The 21276-nt window shown below is 37.4% G+C and carries 10 protein-coding genes; 7 read left to right on the forward strand and 3 right to left on the reverse strand.

Translation table 11 applies throughout. The features are described 5' to 3' along the window. The first annotated feature begins 4 nt into the window (after positions 1-4). Positions 5-7081 (forward strand): T9SS outer membrane translocon Sov/SprA, encoded by a 7077-nt coding sequence (gene sov, locus AC2A07_RS10500; protein WP_484050343.1) that lies wholly within the window; start codon positions 5-7, stop codon positions 7079-7081. A 97-nt stretch (positions 7082-7178) separates the two neighbouring features. Here the strand turns inward: sov and radA are convergent, their stop codons facing one another. Beyond that, a complete protein-coding gene (radA, locus tag AC2A07_RS10505) occupies positions 7179-8528 on the reverse strand; it encodes a DNA repair protein RadA (protein WP_314495202.1) in 1350 nt (449 codons plus the stop codon). 117 nt (positions 8529-8645) lie between these two features. Between radA and AC2A07_RS10510 the strand changes: the two genes are divergently transcribed. The 3 genes from AC2A07_RS10510 (at position 8646) to yidC (ending at position 13101) form a co-directional block, all read left to right on the forward strand. After that, on the forward strand, positions 8646-9215 hold the full coding sequence (locus tag AC2A07_RS10510; RefSeq protein ID WP_484050344.1) for a YceI family protein: 570 nt from the start codon (positions 8646-8648) through the stop codon (positions 9213-9215). Between the two features lie 205 nt (positions 9216-9420). Beyond that, entirely contained in the window at positions 9421-11034 is a 1614-nt protein-coding gene (locus tag AC2A07_RS10515; protein ID WP_484050345.1) for a CTP synthase, read from the forward strand. Positions 11035-11280: 246 nt separating this feature from the next. After that, positions 11281-13101, forward strand: coding sequence for a membrane protein insertase YidC (gene yidC / locus AC2A07_RS10520; protein ID WP_484050346.1), 1821 nt, complete (start codon positions 11281-11283; stop codon positions 13099-13101). A 112-nt stretch (positions 13102-13213) separates the two neighbouring features. Here the strand turns inward: yidC and AC2A07_RS10525 are convergent, their stop codons facing one another. Beyond that, a complete protein-coding gene (locus AC2A07_RS10525) occupies positions 13214-13798 on the reverse strand; it encodes a ribonuclease HII (RefSeq protein WP_484050347.1) in 585 nt (194 codons plus the stop codon). 135 nt (positions 13799-13933) lie between these two features. On the opposite strand from AC2A07_RS10525, the gene AC2A07_RS10530 reads away from it, so the two are divergent. The 3 genes from AC2A07_RS10530 to argS all read left to right on the forward strand — a co-directional run bounded on the left by AC2A07_RS10530 (position 13934) and on the right by argS (position 20296). Beyond that, positions 13934-16996, forward strand: a complete 3063-nt coding sequence (locus AC2A07_RS10530) for a SusC/RagA family TonB-linked outer membrane protein (RefSeq protein ID WP_484050348.1) — start codon at positions 13934-13936, stop codon at positions 16994-16996. A gap of 10 nt (positions 16997-17006) precedes the next feature. Continuing rightward, positions 17007-18455, forward strand: a complete 1449-nt coding sequence (locus AC2A07_RS10535) for a SusD/RagB family nutrient-binding outer membrane lipoprotein (protein WP_484050349.1) — start codon at positions 17007-17009, stop codon at positions 18453-18455. 80 nt (positions 18456-18535) lie between these two features. After that, positions 18536-20296 (forward strand): arginine--tRNA ligase, encoded by a 1761-nt coding sequence (argS, locus tag AC2A07_RS10540; protein ID WP_484050350.1) that lies wholly within the window; start codon positions 18536-18538, stop codon positions 20294-20296. A 40-nt stretch (positions 20297-20336) separates the two neighbouring features. Here argS and AC2A07_RS10545 read toward each other — a convergent pair whose 3' ends face one another. Further along, the gene (locus tag AC2A07_RS10545; protein WP_484050351.1) at positions 20337-21275 is read right to left on the reverse strand and encodes a YihY/virulence factor BrkB family protein; all 939 of its coding nucleotides are present in this window, start codon (positions 21273-21275) and stop codon (positions 20337-20339) included. Position 21276: the final 1 nt, after the last annotated feature.

A 21276-nucleotide genomic window follows, 5' to 3' on the forward strand; every position in this document is an offset into this window, starting at 1 on the left:
TTTGGTGGAAAATAATAAGTTTCTCAAGATATATTCGTTCCTGTCATTTTTATTCTTGTCAATAAATCTGTTTGCACAGGAAACTCCACAGGGTTTTTCTATTAAAAAGGATTACAAAGTAAGTGATCCTACTTACTACGAAGCCTACTACGATATCAAAACAGGGATGTATTATGTATATCCTAAAATCGGAAATACCGTAGTGGGTCAGCCAACGGCAATGTCACCCGAAGATTACAAAGAGTTTATGCTGGCTCAGCAGGCCAGAGAATATTACAAAGATAAATCTGAACGGTATAATCTGCTTTTCAGAAAAGATACTTCAGAAGCTCAGAGAAGAGGATTGATTCCCTCACTGACGATCAATAACAGACTTTTCGAAACGATATTCGGAAGTAATAAGATCGAAATTATTCCTTCAGGATATGCCTCTTTTGATTTGGCAGGTCTGTATCAGAAAATAGATAATCCGCTCATTCTCCCTCAGAACAGAACAAGTTTTACTTTTGATATCGACCAGAGAATACAGTTGGGCCTTATTGGAAAAGTAGGTGAAAATCTTCAGTTGAAGGCCAATTATGATACGCAGAGCGGGTTCGCTTTCGAAAACCGTATGAACCTGGTTTGGCAGTCAAAAGGAACATGGAAAGATCTTCAGAAAAAAGGTCTTGGGGATGTAAATAAACCCAGTGCCGGCGGTGAAGATAAAATTATCAAAAGAGTTGAATTCGGTAACGTTAATATGCCGCTTTCGACCAGCTTAATCCGGGGTTCAGAATCATTGTTTGGGGTAAAAACAGAATTTCAGTTAGGAAAAACTTTTGGTACTGTAGTGCTTTCCCAGCAACAGGGTGAAGCCAGAAATATTGTAGTACAGGGTGGTGGTGTCATGAATACTTTTAAAGTTAATGCCATCGATTACGAAGATAACCAGCACTATTTTATCGGACATTACTTCCTGAATAATTATGATAATGCATTATTGAATTATCCGCAAATCAACTCAAGGATCAACATCAGCAGAATGGAAGTCTGGGTATTGGATCAGGGAAACTCGAATCTGGCATATCAGAAAAGTATTATAGGGGTAAGGGATCTGGGGGACGGTGCCTCGGGCCTGCCCGATAACTCACAAAATGGTATCTATTCAGCGGTTACAGGATTAGGTGCAGGACTGCGTGATGCAAACTCTGCTTATAATACAATTGCAGGACAGGTACTTCCTAATTCAACAGGAGGAACAGAAGCGTATGTAGACGGTGAACAGTTTATTTTCAACAGAAAAGCAAGAAGACTGACCAGTACCGAGTTTACCTTTCATCCGCAGTTAGGATATATTTCATTAAATCAGAGACTGAACGACAATCAGCTTTTAGCAGTTTCTTACTCATATACGGTCAATGGAACCAATCAGGTATATAAGGTCGGGGAATTTTCTGAGGAAAGTCCTGTTTTGATCACTAAAGTCCTGAAACCGAATACCACCGTAAAAACGACATCACCAATGTGGAAACTGATGATGAAGAACATTTACGCATTGGATGCCGGTCAGGTCGACCAGGACGGTTTTATTTTAAATATTTATTACAGAGATGCGCAGACAGGAGGAAAAGTAAATTATCTTCCTAATACTCCTGTGGAAAGTACCAACCTACTGAAACTTTTAAATTGGGACAGACTGAATGTTAATGGGGATGTACAAAATAATGGAGGTGTTTTAGGCGATGGAATTTTTGATTTTGTCAGTGGGATCACCATACGTCCGGAATTGGGCAAATTAATATACACGAAAGTAGAACCCTTCGGAAGTTATATGGCAGGTCTCGTCGGAAACAATCCACAGTATGTTTTCAGTGATCTGTACAATCAGCAAAAACAGGTTGCAACATCCAGCAACCTTGCTCAGCGGTACACCATGGAAGGCCGTTATAAAGGAGCTCAGGGTCAGGGAATTTCTTTGGGGGCGGTAAATGTTCCTCAGGGATCTGTAAAAGTTGCGGCAAACGGAGTACAATTGACCGAAGGTGTTGATTATACCGTAGATTATATGCTTGGAACGGTAACGATTATCAATGAAAATGTAAAACAGTCCGGGCAGGCCATTAATATCTCATTAGAAAATCAGCTGACATTCAATACCCAGAGAAAAAGATTTTTAGGATTAAACCTTGAGAGAAGAGTCAGTGAAAATTTTATATTCGGTGGTACCGTTGTCAATTATTCTGAATCTCCGCTTACTCAAAAAGTAAATTACGGTCAGGAAGCTGTCAATAATACGATGGCAGGGATCAACATGATGTATAACAATCAGCTCCCTTTCCTGACGCGGTTAACCGACAAAATTCCGGGAATCAATACTGAAGCACCATCTAATCTGAACTTCAAAATGGAAGGGGCTTACTTACTTCCCGGTCTTAATAAAGGAACAAATGATCAGTCATACATTGATGATTTTGAACAGACAACTTCAAAGATTTCATTAAAAGAACCTGCAGCCTGGAGTTTGGCTTCAAAACCGGAAAAAAACCAGAATTATCCGATTTTCAGTGGAGCAGGTATAAATGATAATGTTACAAATGGTTATGGAAGAGGACTGTTATCCTGGTATAATATTGACCCGAGGTTTTGGGGAGTGGGAGGAAGAGCTCCGGCTGGAATTACTGCGCAGTCCGTTTCCAACCACGCATCCAGAAGAGTTCAGTTTTCAGAGATTTTTAACAACAGGGATTTTGTAGCGGGCGAGCAGACGTTTACCAATACTTTTGATATTTCCTATTATCCGGCAGAGAAAGGTCCTTACAATGTTAATCCAAATTCAGAAACCGTACAGCAGAGATGGGCAGGAATCATGAGGCCTATCCAGGTTTCCAACTTTGTCAATTCAAACATCGAATATGTAGAATTCTGGATGATGGATCCTTACGCTGACGGAAATAACCTGGGAACAGATCCAAAGCTTTTACTTCATTTAGGAAACGTGAGTGAAGATATTCTGAAAGACGGATTGATGCAGTATGAAAACGGTTTGCCAACGCCTGGACAAACTTCATCAACCTCCAGTTCAAACTGGGGAACTCAGCCAAAACAGCCGCCGATCCTTTATGCATTTTCAAGTGAAGGGGATGACCGTAGAATTCAGGATGCAGGATATGACGGTTTAAATTCAGATCAGGAAGGATTGAAATTTCCTACCAGTACATTTATCAATCCAGTCCTTAATCTTTCTGACCCTGCAGTGGATGATTTTGTATTTTATATGTCTGAGAGATTCACAGGAAGTCAAGCAGCTTCAATCACTCAGCGTTATAAATATTTCAGAGGCCCGGAAGGCAACTCTCAGAGTAATTCTCTTGAAGTGGCATCTCAAACTCCTGATGCAGAAGATATCAACAAGGATTACAACTTAGATCAGAGTGAAAATTACAATGAATATGTAGTCAGTCTTGCCCAGGCAAATTTAACGTTAGGTCAGAATAACATCGTTGATGTGAAAACAGTTACTGCCACTTTCCAGAATGGACAAAGTGATGATGTAAAATGGTATTTATTCAGAATTCCGGTTTCAAAATATGCTGAAGCAGGGGTAGGAGGAGATAAAGATCCTTCGGTACTTAATAATGTGAGATTCGCAAGATTGTTGATGACGGGATTTGAGCAGACCTCTACCTTAAGATTTGGTACCATGGATCTTGTAAGATCAGACTGGAGAAGGTATCCGAATAAAATTTTCAGTCCGACAGTTGATTCTCCTACAGAAGGAACTCCCGGATTGATAACATTGAATGACAATTTTGAAGTTGGCAGTGTAAATATCGAAGAAAATGCATTAAATCAGCCACCTTATGTTTTGCCTCCTGGAATTGACAGACAGGTCTTAAGTGGAAATGCCGGTGCACAAAGACAAAATGAAGCTTCATTGTATATGAAAGTGAGAAGCATGAGCGAGGAAGCAAGAGGTGTTTTTAAAAATGTTGCTCTTGACATGAGACGATACAAAAAACTGAAGCTTTTTGTGCATGGACAAAATTTAGATGTACCAACAGCTTCAAATTTGGATCCGGACGTCAAATTCTTTATACGTTTTGGTAATGATGCGACGGATAATTATTATGAATATGAAGCTTCCCTAAAATATACTTCAAATACTGCAACTTCACCTTTGGATATCTGGCCGGTTGAAAATGATGTAGATTTTAATATTCAGGATTTTGTAGACGCCAAATTAAGACGGGATAGAAACTCATCGATTCCAATAATTAACAGAACTGAAGATTTAACTTTTGGTGATAGCAACAAAAGAATATATATAAAAGGAAGACCTTCGTTGGGGAATGTTACTACAATTATGATTGGTATCAGAAATAATCAACGGGGTGGAATAGGTGCTAATGGTAGAGTTCTTTGGGTCAACGAGATCCGTCTTTCAGAAATTGAAAATGATGGAGGGTATGCAGGAAATGCAAGTCTGAATTTTAATCTTGGCGATTTTGCAGTAGTCAATGCAAGCGGGTCTTATACTTCAGTCGGTTTTGGAAATATTGATTCCAAACCTGCCGAAAGAAATCAGTCCACACAGTCAGCATTCAGTGTGAATACACAGGTGAATGTAGATAAATTCTTACCTGAAAAAACGGGAGTGAAAATTCCTCTGAATTATTCTTATTCACAAACTATTGAAGATCCAAAATACAACCCTCTGGATACCGATGTTGAATTCAGTAAAGCTGCCAATAGAGAAGAACTGAAAAAAGTGGCGAGAACCTATACGCAGCAAAGAAGCCTTGGAGTGGTCAATATGCGAAAAGAAAGGGTGAAAGAAAACAGTAAGCCTAAATTCTATGATGTAGAAAATCTTGCTGTGACTGCTGTATATAATGACGACTTCTATAGAGATATTTACACGAAAAGAAATTACAGACAGTATTTTAGAGGATACGTAGATTATAACTACACTTTTAAACCGTGGGTTATCAAGCCATTTAATAAAATGATCAGTGATACTGCAAAGTCGACGAAATATCTGCGATGGGTAAAAGAATTTAATTTTAATCCGATACCTACAAGATTGTCTTTCAGAACTGAATTGGACAGAAATTATAACGAACTTGAATTCAGAAATATTGATGCTGTTTTAAGTGGAAACTTAGGAGATGATTTTGCAGCTATCAAAAACAGGAATTTCTATTTTGGATGGCAGTATGGTCTAGGATTTAATTTTACTAAATCTTTAAAACTGGAGATCAACTCTGCAACAAGAACGCTGAATGACAATGTTGATGTAAATACAATGGATAATTCTTCCATTTTTGGGAATATGTTCAGATCCGGAAGGCCGGTACTTTATAATCACAGAGTACAGTTGAATTATAAATTGCCATTCCAGCTGCTTCCTTATTTAGACTTTATTGATGCAGAACTTCAGTATGGTTTCACCTACAACTGGAATGCAAGATCTACTGCTTTATTATCAAGTCCGGATGGAAGTCTGGGATCCATAGGTCAGAATACCAATATTATCCAGGCAACCGCAACTGCTGACATTCCGAAGTTCTTTGGTCAGTTCGGTTATTTCAAAAAGATGTCAACGACTCTTCAGAAACGGAAGCAGGAAATGGATTCCTTAAATAATGTTTATACGCAGGCCTGGGATAAAAGAAGATATAAATTTAAAAGCTATAAGTTTAAAAATAAACTGTCGGTTTTACAGAGTGCAGCGTTTTTACTGACCTCATTCAAACAACTGGATGTTAATTATTCCGAAAATAATGGAACTGTACTTCCTGGGTTATTATCGGCACCTAACGGATATGGTTACGGACAGACTTTAGGAGGTCCGACTGCTGGCTTCCTTTTAGGATCTCAGGCAGATATAAGACGAACGGTTATCGAAAACGGATGGGTAAGTTCTTCTGAATTTATGATTGATCCGTATGTGAAAATGTCAACAAGGGAACTCAGGGCAAACCTGCAAATGATGCCGGTCAATGATTTCAGAATAGATTTTAATGTGCTGCAGACCTACAACAGAAATTTCTCTCAGACCGGTTTCAACTTCCGGGACGACAGCGGTTTCTCAAACCCGAATCTTACGTTTGCTAGTGATATGGTAAGTTATTCAAATTCTGTAGTGCTTGTCAACAGCTCTTTCCAGACAGGACAGGCAGTATATGAATCGATCAGGCAGAATGCCAGACAGATTTCGCAGCAGCTGGGAACGGTTCAGGGAACAGATGGATTTACAAATGGATACAGTATTGCCAATGCCTATGTTTTGATTCCTGCATTCCGTGCAGCGGTAGAGGGTAAAAATCCTGAAAGATTAGGGGATGCCAAAAAATCAGGGCTGCCGATACCTAACTGGAGGATTATTTACTCAGGACTGAAAAATATCCCGATAATCAGCGGGCAGTTTACAAAGTTTGATCTTTTACACAGCTATAATGCGACCTATACAGCAACCGGTATTCAAAGTAATGTTGATTATTTTAACAATCCTGGAGGTTTTTATCAGACTTCAGATTTATCAGGTAATATCAATGACGGGGATAAAATAAATCCATATACATTTGCTCAGGTGGGGTATGTAGAAGCTTTTGCACCCTTGATCGGAATCGATGTTACGATGAGAAACAACCTGCAGTTTGGGCTGCAGTATAACAGAATGAGAACACTCTTACTAGGACTGGTCAATCATACCTTAACTGAAGATTCAAATACAGAATATGTTGTAAGATTAGGGTACATCGTCAGAAACTTCAGATTAGGAAACATGGGTAATACCCGTGGTGGAAGAGGAGGAAGAGGCAGAGGAAGTGATCTTAACATCAGAGGAGATATTTCACTTCGTGACAGCCGTACAAGCATTATGAATATTTTACTGGATGACTCGCAGGTAACCGGTGGTCAGAGATTGATGAATATAAAATTGTCTGCTGACTACAATGTTTCAGAAAACTTAAACCTGAGATTATTCTATGAACAGATGACCTCAAGGTATAAAATATCAACAGCATTCCCGTTATCTACCATCAGAGCCGGAATCTCAGCAACATTTACTTTTGGTGATTCCGGAGGGTTTTAACTAATAAAGTAAATAAGGCAAAAAAAGAGTCTGTATTCACATTTTGAATACAGACTCTTTTTTATAGATTGCCTGTTAAAAATTAAGTTTTTAAGGGTCAAAACAGCCTTTCATGAAAATCCTCAACCTTGCTCACTTCCTCAATTTTAATTCCGAATTTACGTTTCGGAATTTTATTTAGATTGGAAACAAAAATCTTTTCATAGCCGAGTTTTTCGGCTTCTGTGATTCTCTGTTCGACCTGGGCAATAGGACGGATTTCTCCGCTTAAACCGATCTCCCCTGCAAAACAGAAATGTTCGGAAATTGCTATATCTTCATTGGAGGAAAGAATCGAGGCTACAACAGCTAAATCTAAAGCGGGGTCATCGGTTTTTATGCCGCCGGTTATATTTAAGAAGACATCCTTTGCCCCCAGCTGAAAGCCTGCTCTTTTTTCTAAAACGGCCAGCAGCATATTCAGCCTTTTAGAATCAAATCCCGTACAGCTCCTTTGTGGAGTTCCGTAAACAGCGGTGCTTACCAATGCCTGAATTTCAAGAAGCATCGGGCGGTTTCCCTCCAAAGTTACGGCTACAGAATTTCCCGAGAGTTCTTCAAATTTTTTAGTGATAAGAATTTCTGACGGATTCTTTATTTCTTTTAGACCTTGTGAAACCATTTCATAAATACCGATTTCTGCAGTCGATCCAAAACGGTTCTTATTGGCTCTTAATAATCTGAAAAGATGATTTCTGTCGCCGTCAAAATTTAATACAACATCTACCATATGTTCCAGAACTTTAGGACCGGCTATCTGGCCGTCTTTGGTGATGTGACCAACGAGAAATACGGGAACATTGTTTTCTTTGGCATATTTGATAATCTCGTTCGAGCATTCACGGATCTGGGATACTGTTCCTGGGGAACTCTCTATCAGCTGTGACTGCAGGGTCTGAATAGAATCGATAATCACAAAATCAGGCTCCAGTTTTTTAGCTTCGTGAAGTATTTTTTCCAATGACGTTTCTGTATATAAAAAACAGTTTGGATTTTTCACTTCTGCTAGGCGGTCAGCCCTCATTTTAATCTGAGAGGCACTTTCTTCTCCTGAAACATAAAATATTTTTTTCTTCATTTTCAATGCCAGCTGCAGAAGGAGGGTAGACTTTCCTATTCCTGGCTCTCCACCGATCAATGTAACAGAGCCTAAAACGATTCCACCTCCCAAAACCCTGTTGAGTTCATCTGAAGGTGTCTTTATTCTGGGCTCTTCAATCGCCTCAACTTCGATAATGTTGATGACACTTTGTTTGCTTTTTGAAGACGTTAAACTTTTTTGCGGAGTTTTTTCTACAATTTCTTCTACCAAAGTATTCCATTCCCCACAGTTTTTACACTGTCCCATCCACTGGGAATACTGTGATCCGCAGTTTTGACAGAAATATGCTGTTCTCAGTTTTGCCATTCTGTAAAATTATGAAAAAACTTAATCAGATTTTTTATGAAAGATTATTTAATCTTATCATACATCAATGAATGTTTTGGTTTTTCTGATGTACATTTGCTTCATAAATTTTAGAAAATGAAAAAAATATTTTTAAGCTTCGTATTTGCTTTAGTGAGCATGTTTACATTTGCACAGACGATATGGAATGTAGATCCAATGCATTCATCTGTTAATTTCAATATCAAGCACATGGGAATCAGCTTTGTGCAGGGTAAATTTGATAAATTTGACGGATCTGTTTCTACAGAAGGATCAAATTTAAATAATGCAAGATTTAACTTTACTGCTTATACAGAAACAGTAAACACCGGTGTTGAACCAAGAGATAAGCATCTGAAAAGTGCAGATTTTTTTGATGCTGAAAAATTCCCTGAAATGAAGTTTGAAGGAATTTCTGTTTTACAGGGAAAAGGTAATAATTATACTCTTAAAGGTAAACTGACGATTAAAGATATTTCTAAAGAAGTGAATATTCCTTTGACTTTCGGAGGTATTGCCAAAAACCAGCAGGGGAAAGAAGTACTTGGATTACAGGCAAAATTTACAGTGAACCGTTTAGATTATAACATTAAATACGATCCTACAGGAGCAGGTGTTGCAAAAGATGTGGATATTACTCTGTTTTTTGAATTGGCAAAACAATAATTCATAATATATAATTTGGTTTAGGTAAAGGTTTCTCAAAAGTGTTTTTGAGAAACCTTTTTTTATGAATCAAGTTTTTTATAAGTAATGATTCTAGAATATTTTGATAAGCAGAAAAGTCATATCAGTCATTAAGTACAATTAAAAATCACTACAAAATTGCTTTGCTTTTCTTTTTCCCCTAACTTTGCACAAACCTAATCTAATGAGTAAAAAGAATACAAAGTACATCTTTGTGACAGGAGGTGTAACTTCATCTTTGGGAAAGGGAATCGTTTCTGCTTCTCTGGGACTATTGTTAAAATCACGCGGATTTAATGTAACGATTCAAAAACTGGATCCTTACATCAATATCGACCCGGGAACATTAAACCCTTATGAGCACGGAGAATGTTATGTAACCGAAGATGGTGCAGAGACAGATCTGGATTTAGGACATTACGAGCGTTACCTTGATGCTCCGACTTCTCAAAATAACAACGTTACGACAGGAAAAATCTACCAGACGGTCATCGAAAAAGAAAGAAAAGGAGACTTTCTTGGAAAAACGGTTCAGGTAATTCCTCATATTACAAACGAAATTAAGCGCAGAATCAAGATTCTTTCCAAACAGAACTATGATATCATCATTACTGAAATCGGAGGAACGGTAGGGGATATCGAATCATTACCGTACATTGAGACTGTCCGCCAGTTGAAATGGGAATTGGGAGAGAAAAATTCTATGGTGATTCACCTGACATTGCTTCCATATCTTGCATCAAGCGGCGAATTAAAGACTAAACCTTCTCAGCATTCTGTACGTCAACTGATGGAAAGCGGAATCATGGCTGATGTATTGGTGTGCAGAACAGAACATAAAATTCCGAAAGACCAGAGAGCAAAACTGGCTCAATTCTGTAATGTTTCTTTAGATAATGTCATTGAGTGTAAAGATCTCGAAACGATCTATGAAGTTCCAATGTATCTTCAGAAACAAAACTTTGATGATGTAGTTCTTAAGGGATTGGACCTGAAAAGTGATAAAGAAGCTGATCTTAAAGACTGGAAAACTTTCGTAAAGAAATTCCAAAATCCAAAGAGAACTGTTGAGATCGCTTTGGTAGGAAAATATATCTCTCTTCAGGATTCTTATATCTCAATTGCTGAGGCTTTCAAACATGCAGGTGCAGATATTGAGACGGAGGTGAAAATCAGATGGGTATACAGCGGTGATTTAACCAAGGAGAATATCAAAGAAAGTTTAGAAGGGGTATGTGGGATCCTAGTTGCTCCAGGTTTTGGCGACAGAGGGATTGAAGGTAAAATTCTTACAGCTCAATATGCCAGAGAAAACAAAATGCCGATGTTGGGAATTTGTCTGGGAATGCAGATCATGACCGTAGAATTTGCAAGAAATGTTTTAGGCTATCCTAAAGCCAACTCGATGGAATTTGACACTTCTACAGAACATCCTGTGATCTCATTAATGGAAGAACAGAAAAATGTTGTGGATAAAGGCGGTACAATGCGTCTGGGTGCATGGAAATGTGCTTTGAAAAACGGTTCAAAATTAAATGAAATTTACGGAAGCAAGCATATCTCGGAAAGACACCGTCACCGTTATGAATTCAACAGTGAATACATCCAGGAATTTGAGAAAAACGGCTTCCTGGCAACAGGTACCAATCCGGAGACGGGCTTGGTTGAAGCTCTTGAAATGCCGGATCATCCTTTCTATGTAGGAGTACAGTACCATCCTGAATACAAAAGTACAGTGGCAACACCACATCCTTTATTCAGAGCGTTTATTAAAGCGTGTGAAAAAACGTCTATATAAGATTAATAGAGCATTGCATTCTAAAAGATGTCCAAATTGATGACCCTACGAAAAAAATTAAAGTAATTGCAAAATTACAGACGTCATATCTAATAATTAAACTCAGGTTGATTTTTATCAGTCTGGGTTTATTATATAGTAATAGATTATAGCTTAGAGTTTTTGATAAAAAAACAGTATTTTTGTCGACTCTAAAAGTATAGCACAGCGATGCTTATTTAAATTTAAAATTTTAATAAAAATAAAATGCAACAGAACAACGGACTCGATAAAAGTCAGATCATTAGTTTTGCGGTTTTATGTTTAGTCCTTTTCGGATTCATGTTTTATTTTCAGAATAATCAACAGGAAGAAGAAAAACTGAAAGCTGAACAACAGAAAACAGAACAGGCAAAAAATCCCGTAAAACCAACTCCGGCGGCCAATATCAATCCCAATGTAACTCCGAATGCTATTCAGGTTTCAAATTTGGAAAACAAACAGCTGAAACTTGAATTTTCAAGCTTAGGAGGGCAGGTCTCGAAAGTTGAGCTTTTACAATACAAGGCATATGATCATAAAACCGATAAGGCTGATCTTCCGCTCAATCTGATTACTAAAAATAATTCGAGCTACGGATTTCAGTTTAAGGATAAATCCGGTAAGATAGTAAATACCAGAGATTTGGTATTTACACCTGTTGTTAACGGAAACGCCGTTACTTTAACTGCCAATTACAATGGAGCAGCGATTCAGTTTGTTTATACCATAAACAATAATCCTACTGCTGAATTGAAAGATCAGTATACTTTGGATTTTAAAGTCAGAACTCAGGGGCTTGCCAATGTGACTTCTGAGAACAAGGCAGATTTTCTATGGAATTACAGTGTAAGAAATCTTGAAAAGGGGAGAGCTCAGGAACAGACCCATTCTGAATTCTCGTATGCATTCAATAATTATAAAGACTATGATTATGATGGAAGAACTACAATGGAAGAGCCTGATGAGACCCTTAACTGGATTGGTGTAAAACAGCAGTTTTTCTCTTCTGTAATTGAAGCAAAGAACGGTTTCACACACAGTAAAGGAAATCAGGAATCTATTGAAGAAGGAGAATATCTGAAAAAACTCAATTTCGAAGGATTTGTTCAGATGCAGGGAGGTGAGCTGAACCAGGATTTCACCTGGTATTTTATGCCGTTAGATTTAAAGCTGCTGAATTCTTACGATAAAAACTTTGATGAAATTTTACCATTAGGCTGGTCATTCATCGGCGCAATGAACCGTTATTTCTTTATGTGGCTGTACAGTGTTATTGCCAGCTGGGGAATATCGGCAGGATGGGTTATTTTCTTAATGACGATTATTGTGAAATTGATCTTATCACCTATTATGTATAAACAGCATAAACTGAGTGCAATGATGAAGGTAATCCGTCCGGAAATTGATGAAGCCAACGCAAAATTCAAAGATGCAGATCCGATGAAAAAGCAACAGGCTACTATGGAGATCTACAGAAAAGCGGGTGTTAACCAGATGGCAGGATGTTTACCGGCTTTGGTTCAGATTCCCATCTTCTATGCTTTGTTCCGTTTCTTCCCGAACTTTATTGACTTAAGAGGCCAGGGCTTTTGGTTTGCCAAAGACCTTACGGCTTATGATGATCTGATCAGACTGCCATTTAAGATTCCTTTCTTGGGAGATCATTTAAGTGTTTTTGCCATTGCATGTACCATTGTTATTTTGATTTATACTGTAATGACTTCAGGAAATATGCAGCAGCCACAGCAGGAAGGAATGCCGAATATGAAAGTGTTAATGTATATTTTCCCGATCACATTCTTATTCTTCCTGAATACTTCAGCATCAGGTCTGTCATGGTACTATTTTGTTTCAAATGCGATTAATATCCTGATCATTCTGGTCATAAAATATGTGATTCTGGATGAAAAGAAAATTCATGCACAGATTCAGGCGAATAAGGAGAAGCCGAAAACAGAAGGTAAGTTTCAGAAGCGAATGAGAGAGATGATGGAAAAGGCTCAGGAACAGCAGAAGACCCAGGAGCCAAGAGGTAAAAAGAAATAAAAATATGATATAACATGAAAGGGAAGCAATTACTGCTTCCCTTTTTTATTTAGAATCATTTTAAATTTAACCGATTGAAATTTTTAATATAATAATTCACACACCAGTTCACTTAGTCATATTTCAATCTGAAAGACTGGCGGTGATGTTTTGTCGGACCATGCTTTACAAGAGCTTCCTGATGCCTTTTTGTGGCATATCCAAAGTTTGTGTTCCATCCATATTCAGGATGTTCATTATGCAGTTCAATCATCAACCGGTCTCTGTAATTTTTTGCCAGAATTGATGCAGCTGCAATTGACAAGATTTTGGAGTCCCCTTTAATAATGCATTGATGAGGGATAAAATTATAGGGGTGAAACTTATTTCCATCTACTAAAATCAATTCTGGTCTTATTGTCAGCAGATCTAATGCACGATGCATTGCGTGAATACTGGCGTTCAGGATATTATGTTCGTCAATAAACGCAGGGGGAAGTTCGGCAATAGCATAGCTTTTAACATGATCTTTGATGTAAATATCAAGTTCCATTCTGGTCTTAAAATTTAACTTTTTGGAGTCATTTACTAAACTCTGTTCAAATTTTTCGTCAAGAATGACCGCCGCGGCCACCACCGGACCGCATAGACATCCTCTACCTACTTCATCACATCCTGCTTCAATGTAAATTTTTGACCAATTTTTTAATAATTCCATAAAATTTTAACATTTTAGATCTGTAAATTTATAAAAAATAATAATGTTATGAATTGAATAACAATTTTTTCACTTTTTAACAGTTTTTTAAGGAAAAGTTTCACAACTTTGTTGCCACAAAATTAATGTATTAATATGAAGAAATTAACAGCAGGTGTACTACTTGTAGTATTATCCTCGTCTTTTGTCGTTGCTAATGCACAACAAACAAAACCGAGCGACACCTTAAAAACACAAGAAATCGAAGGTGTAGTTATGACTGCATTCGGAATTAAAAGAGAAAAAAAATCTTTAGGTTATGCTACTCAGGAAGTTAAAGGGGAAGATGTTAACAAAAACCCTACTCCTAACTTTTTAAACAACCTATCCGGGCAGGTTGCAGGTATGGATATTAAACAGAGTACAAACTTTGGAGGATCTATTAACGTAGTGTTAAGAGGATTTAAATCCTTTTCAGGAACGAATCAACCGTTATTCGTTGTCGACGGAGTTCCAATAATCAATAATAATATAAATTCTTCAAGCCAAAATACAGGACGTTACGGCGTTGATTATGGTAATGCTGCATCAGATATAAATCCTAACGATGTAGAAACAATTAACGTTTTGAAAGGAGCTACTGCCGCAGCATTATATGGTTCCCGTGCTGCAAATGGTGCTATTATTATCACAACAAAAAAGGGGAAAAAGAATCAGAAAGGAATTGGTTTGGAATTTTCGAGTTCAGTTACAATTTCTTCTATCGACAAAAAGACTTTTCCGGAATATCAGACTGAATATGGACAGGGGTATTATGGTGAAAACTTTAATGGTTATGGCTCTTTTAACGGTGGACTAACTGCGAACTTTGGAGACGATGCCTCTTATGGACCGAGATATGACCCCAACTTAATGGTCTATCAATATGGAGCTTTAACACCTGGTGCTTCAAATTTTGGACAGGCTACTCCTTGGGTCATGGCTAAAAACGGACCACTTTCATTTTTCCAGAACGGAACAAATTTCACTAACAGTGTATCTTTAAACGGAGGAAACGACGTTGCTACGTACAGATTGAGTTACAGTAATCTGGATGCAACTGATATTATGCCAAACAGTTCTTTGACAAAAAATAACTTTGGAGGTAATATGACCTATAAAGTTACAGAGAAATTAACTGCATCTTTGTATGCCAATTATATTACGCAGAATACAAAAGGTAGAAATGATACCGGATATAACGGCAATTTAATGGCAGGCTTTAGACAATGGTGGCCAACCAATATTGATTTAAAGCAACAGCAGGACCTGTATGAAATTGCCCATCAGAATTATTCATGGAATATTACAGGACTTGATAATGCAGGTAATGTAACTCCTGATACTCTTACTCCACAATATTGGGACAATATTTATTTTCAGCGTTATCAGAATTATCAAAACGATACAAGAGAGCGATTTAACGGAAATGTTACATTAAGTTATGATGTAAGCAATGACCTAAACTTTTTGGTAAGATTGAGCAATGACAGTTACAGTATGACCACAGAAGAAAGAAAAGCAAACGGGTCTGTACCAAATATCTTCGGGTTAAATATAAATGACCCTCAACCTTCAGGTTATGCGTTGGGTAATTACAGATTTGCTGAAAGAAACTATGATTTTATAGGTACTTACAAAAAAGATCTGACGGAAGATTTGAATTTAAATGCAGTTTTGGGAAGTAATATTCGATACAATTCTGCCTATTCTGATCAGCATTCAACGGTGGGAGGTCTAAGTGTGCCTAATTATTTTGACATTTCAAATTCAAGAAACAGACCACTTTCTCAGACTACTGATACAAGCAAACAAGTTGTTGGAGTTTTTGCTCAGGCAAGTTTGGGATATAAGAGTACCTATTATTTAGAGGGTACAGTACGTAGAGATCAAACAACTGCTCTGTCAAAAGGTAATGATGTTTATTGGTATCCGTCGGTTTCCGGAAGTATTGTTTTCTCAAATTTAATAAAAGCTCCATGGATGAGTTTTGGTAAATTAAGAGCAAATTACTCTGTTGTAGGAAACGATACAGATTCGAATCAATTGATAGATACTTATTTGGCAGGAGCTTCGTTCGGATCGCTTCCTCTCTATTCTTTTAATGGAATTGCAAAAAATTCAGATTTAGTAGCTGAAAAATTAAAGAGTATGGAATTTGGTCTGGAAACCTCATTCCTGAAAAACAGAATTGGTTTGGATGCTTCTTGGTATAGAAATAACTCAGAAAATCTGATTTCAAATGTGAGCGTGGCATACTCATCAGGTTCTATTTTACAAAAACAAAACATTGGAAATTTAAGAACTGAAGCGTTTGAACTTTCTTTAAAATTAGTACCGATAAAGTCTGAAAATTTTTCATGGAATCTTACTGCAAACTGGTCTAATCCAAAAACTACTGTCACAGCGTTGAAAAATGGAGTAGATAATCTTGCGCTACAGTCTAATGGCTCACAAGGTGGCGTTACCCTTAATGCCCCATTAGGAAGTTTATATGGAACAATTTATGGGTCAGATTATATTTATGCGCCTGATGGACAAAAAGTAATTGATTCCAGTACAGGAGCATATTTGAAAACGACAACAACTAATAATAACCTCGGAAGCTACCAGGCTGATTGGTTTGGAGGTATTAGAAATACAGTAAACTACAAAAATCTTTCTCTAAGTTTCTTAGTTGATATGAAGCATGGAGGCAAAGTCTTTTCTTTAGATCAATCCTATGGCTATGGAACGGGAATATATGCTGATTCTGTAGGATTTAACGACTTGGGAAATCCTATAAGAAATACTCTAGAAAATGGAGGGGGAATTATACAGCAGGGAGTAATACAAAATGCTGATGGAAGTTACTCGCAAAATAATGTAAGATTAGATAAATCTCAGTCAAGTCAGGTATTGAATACTGATCCACCTTCAGCTGCATTTGTTTACGATGCCAGCTATGTGAAGCTTAGAGAGGCTTCTATTACGTATAAAATCTCAAAAGAAGCCTTGGGCTCTAAATTTATACAAGGCATGTCATTTAGTGTTATTGGAAGTAATCTTTGGATCATTCATAAAAATCTTCCCTATGCAGATCCTGAAGCAGGGTTGTCTTCAGGAAATTTACAGGGGTATCAATCAGGAGTTATGCCAACGACCAGAAATTTCTCATTCAATGTAAAAGTTAATTTTTAAAAAAGTAAAAATGAAAAAAACCATAATATTTATATTAATTGGAATGCAGTTTATCAGCTGTACGACAGACGATATTAATTCAGATACTCATTCTGCATACACAACTATTCCATCAACATTAGTGACCAATGCACAGAAAGAATTAAGTGATTATGTTAATACTTGTAGTGTAAATGAAAACAATTTCAGATTAACAATGCAGTATTGGCAGGAAACAACCTATGTTGAAGAAAGCAATTATAATTTTACCAATAGAAATGTGTCTAATCAGATTTTTCTGAATACCTATGTAAATGTTCTTACAAATCTGGTACAGGCAAAAAAATTGATAAATGAATATATTCCTGTTCCGGCAGAGGCAGCATCTTGGCCAAAAATCAAGCAGAATCAATTAGCTGTTATTGACATGATGCAGGTTTATGCGTATCAAAGTCTGGTAGATACTTTTGGTAATATACCATACACACAATCAAATCAATTATCAACCATCACTTCTCCAGCTTATGATGACGGAGCAACTGTTTATGCTAATTTAATAACAAGATTGCAGGCTGATATAGCAAGTATAGATACAAGTGTTGGATTGGATTCCAATTCAGATGTTTTTTCAGGAGCTGATCTGTTTTACGAAGGAGATCTTAGTGCATGGAAGACATTTGGAAATTCTCTTATGTTAAAACTAGGTGTTGCTATTGCAGATTCTAATCCTACGTTAGCGCAGCAGACAGCTACAACTGCAATAAATAATGGCATAATGACTTCATCTGCAGAAGATTGTAAACTTCAGTATTTGTCAGCATCTCCAAACAGGAATCCGATTTTTGATAATGTGAAAGCAAGCAACAGAAATGATTTTGTTGGCGGTAAAACGCTGGTTGATTACATGAACAGTAACAATGATGCAAGAATTTCAAAATATTACAAACCAGTTGGGACTTCCGGAAATTATATAGGACAGATAATTGGAACCGGTGCCTCTTTTTCACAGTTTTCAGCACCTGGTGATTTTGCATATTCACCTACAACACCCGGGATTATTTTAAACTATACTGAAGTTGCTTTTTATTTAACCGAAGCCAGTGCCAGATGGGGGATCGGAGGTTCTGCTGTAACCAATTATACAAATGCTGTCACCTCATCATTTGCTGAATGGGGAGTGGCATCAAGTGCCGCTGCATATATCGCAGCGCATCCCTACAATGCAGCAAACTGGAAACAGTCTGTAGGGCAGCAGGCATGGGTTGCAATGTATAATCAACCGTTAACTTCATGGAATTTCTGGAGAAGATTAGATTATCCGGTTTTACAGCCAGCAAGTGCAGCTACCATTACCAGTGTTCCTGTACGTATGAGTTATCCTGTAATTGAATATCAGACAAACAGTGCAAATGTTTCTGCAGCATCTTCAGCGATCGGGGGAGATTTGTTAACAACAAAGATTTTCTGGGATAAGAATTAAACATAAAATAGTTTTAATACAATTAAACCGCCTTCGGGCGGTTTTTTTATTTCCGTATATTTGTATCTCAAATTAGAATAATGAATATTAAAGATATCATAGAACAAAAGCTGGCGGAGGTAATCCTTAATGTCTATCAGCTGAAAGATATAAAGCTCGAAATTCAGGAAAATAAAACTGAGTTTGAAGGTGATTTTACCATCGTTACTTTTCCACTGGTGAAACAGCTGAAGAAAAATCCGGAAAGTATAGGGGTTGAACTGGGACAGGCACTGACGGAGCAGACCGAATTGCTTGAGAGCTTCAACGTTGTTAAGGGATTTTTAAATGTAAAAGTTCAGAATCAGTTTTTTGTTGATCAGTTCAAAACGGTTACTGAACAATTTTCAGATATTGAAAAGAAAAATAAAACGGTAATGGTGGAATATTCTTCACCAAACACCAATAAACCATTGCACCTCGGACATATCAGAAACAATCTGTTAGGTTTTTCTGTTGCCCAGATTCTTAAAGAGGCAGGATACGGAGTGATCAAAAGTCAGATTATCAATGACAGAGGCATTCATATCTGTAAATCAATGTTGGCCTGGGAGAAATTCGGTAAGGGGGAAACTCCTGCAACAGACCGTATAAAAGGCGATAAATTTGTAGGGAATTATTATGTTGAATTTGATAAAAACTACAAAAAAGAAATCACTGAACTGGTAGAAAAGGGAAGTACGGAAGAGCAGGCTAAAAAAGATGCTCCGTTAATGAAAGAAGCTCAGAAAATGCTTCTTGACTGGGAAAATGGTGATGAAAAAGTGAGAAATCTCTGGAAAGAAATGAACTCATGGGTTTATGAAGGTTTCAATGAAACGTACAGTAGACTTGGAGTAGACTTCGATCAGGTTCAATATGAAAGCAATACCTATATTTTAGGGAAAGATCTTATTCATGAAGGCCTGAACAAGGGAGTGCTGTATAAAAAGGAGGATGGTTCCGTATGGTGTGATCTCACAGACGAAGGTTTGGATGAGAAGCTTCTGCTTCGTTCAGACGGAACATCCGTGTACATGACACAGGATCTGGGAACAGCTGTAGAACGCTTTAAAGAGAATGATATTCAGAAATTAATTTATACCGTAGGCAACGAACAGGATTATCACTTTCAGGTGTTATTTAAAGTTTTGGCAAAGCTTGGATATTCATGGGCAGATCAATTGTTCCATCTTTCTTATGGAATGGTTGAACTTCCGGAAGGCAAAATGAAGTCGCGTGAAGGAACTGTAGTGGATGCAGACGATCTGATGCAGGAAATGTATGAAACGGCAAAATCAAAAACTGAAGAACTGGGGAAACTCGAAGGTCTTTCGGAGGAAGAAAAAGCAGCTTCGTATGAAATCATCGGACAGGCTGCCCTGAAGTATTTTATGCTGAAGGTTGATCCTAAGAAAAAAATGTTGTTCAATCCTTCGGAAAGTATTGATTTTAACGGAAATACGGGGCCTTTCATTCTTTATACTTATGCAAGAACCCAATCATTGTTAGCTAAAGCAAATTATGAATATAAAGAAACTGACAGCATCGTTTATAACCAAAATGAGATAGAATTGATTATGCTTTTATCTAATTATAAATCGGTTGTTCAGAAAGCTGCAGAATCATTGAGCCCTGCGCTGGTCGCTAATTACCTTTATGATCTGGTGAAATCTTATAATTCATTTTATCAGAGCAATCCCATCTTAAAAAGTGAAGATGAAAATCTAAAACAGTTCCGTTTAAATGTTTCTGATCTAACGGCAAAAACGATACAGAAATCGCTTGCATTGCTGGGAATAAGTACTGTAAACAGAATGTAAAAAGTAAACCTCCTGAATGTTCAGGAGGTTTTTTTTATAATTAAACTATAGTTGGAGAATCAGTATTTTTTTTCTGACTGTCTTTATACAGCTTAGCACTGCTCCATTTCGCATGTTTTGAAGGTGCTATTCTTAGTCCCCTCTTATAAGTATATACCTTTGTAAATTCCGCTCCGAAAAAGATCATCAGGCAGGAATAGTTGATCCACAGCATAACCAGAATAATTGTACCTGCGGTTCCGAAAGCTGAAGTTGGTTTAAATTCACTGAAGTAAAGGCTTAATAAAAATTTACCTAAAGTAAAAAGAGTTGAGGTCAGTAAAGCTCCTTTCCATACCGATCTCCAACTGATTTCTACATCAGGCAGCACTTTAAACATCAGTGCAAAAAGTAAAACAGTGATGGCAAAACCTACTGAGAAATTAATTATTTCAACGATGTAATAGGTTTCCAGACCTAAAGATCCGGTGATGAAATTGTTGAGTAAGCTGATGATTATTGATAAAACCATGGTAATCATTAGTAAAAAACCCAGAATCAAAATCATTCCTAAAGAATTGGCACGGTCTAAGAGAAATTTCACCAAAGCTTTTTTAGGGGCAGCCTCTACATCCCAAAGGTTGTTTAGAGATTTCTGTAATTGAAAGAATAATGTTGTGGAACCAAAAATAAGCGATCCGATTCCTACAATTTTCATAAAAATATTTTCCTTGTCGATGAGGGCACCTGCGATCATTTCTTCAACACTTTTTGCCGCATCCGTTCCCATCATACCGCTGATCTGGTTACTGATCTGGCCGCGGATGGCATCTTCACCGAAGAAATACCCTGCCAGCCATATAATGATGATAAGAAGACCGGGAATTGAAAATATAGCATAGTACGCCAAACTCGCCGAATCATTGGAGGCAGATGAATTATTCCATTCTGCAAATGTTTCTTTAACGGTTTCCCAGAAAAATTTAAGTTCTTTTAGCATA

Source organism: Chryseobacterium sp. HNCC26DJ238, assembly GCF_057180465.1.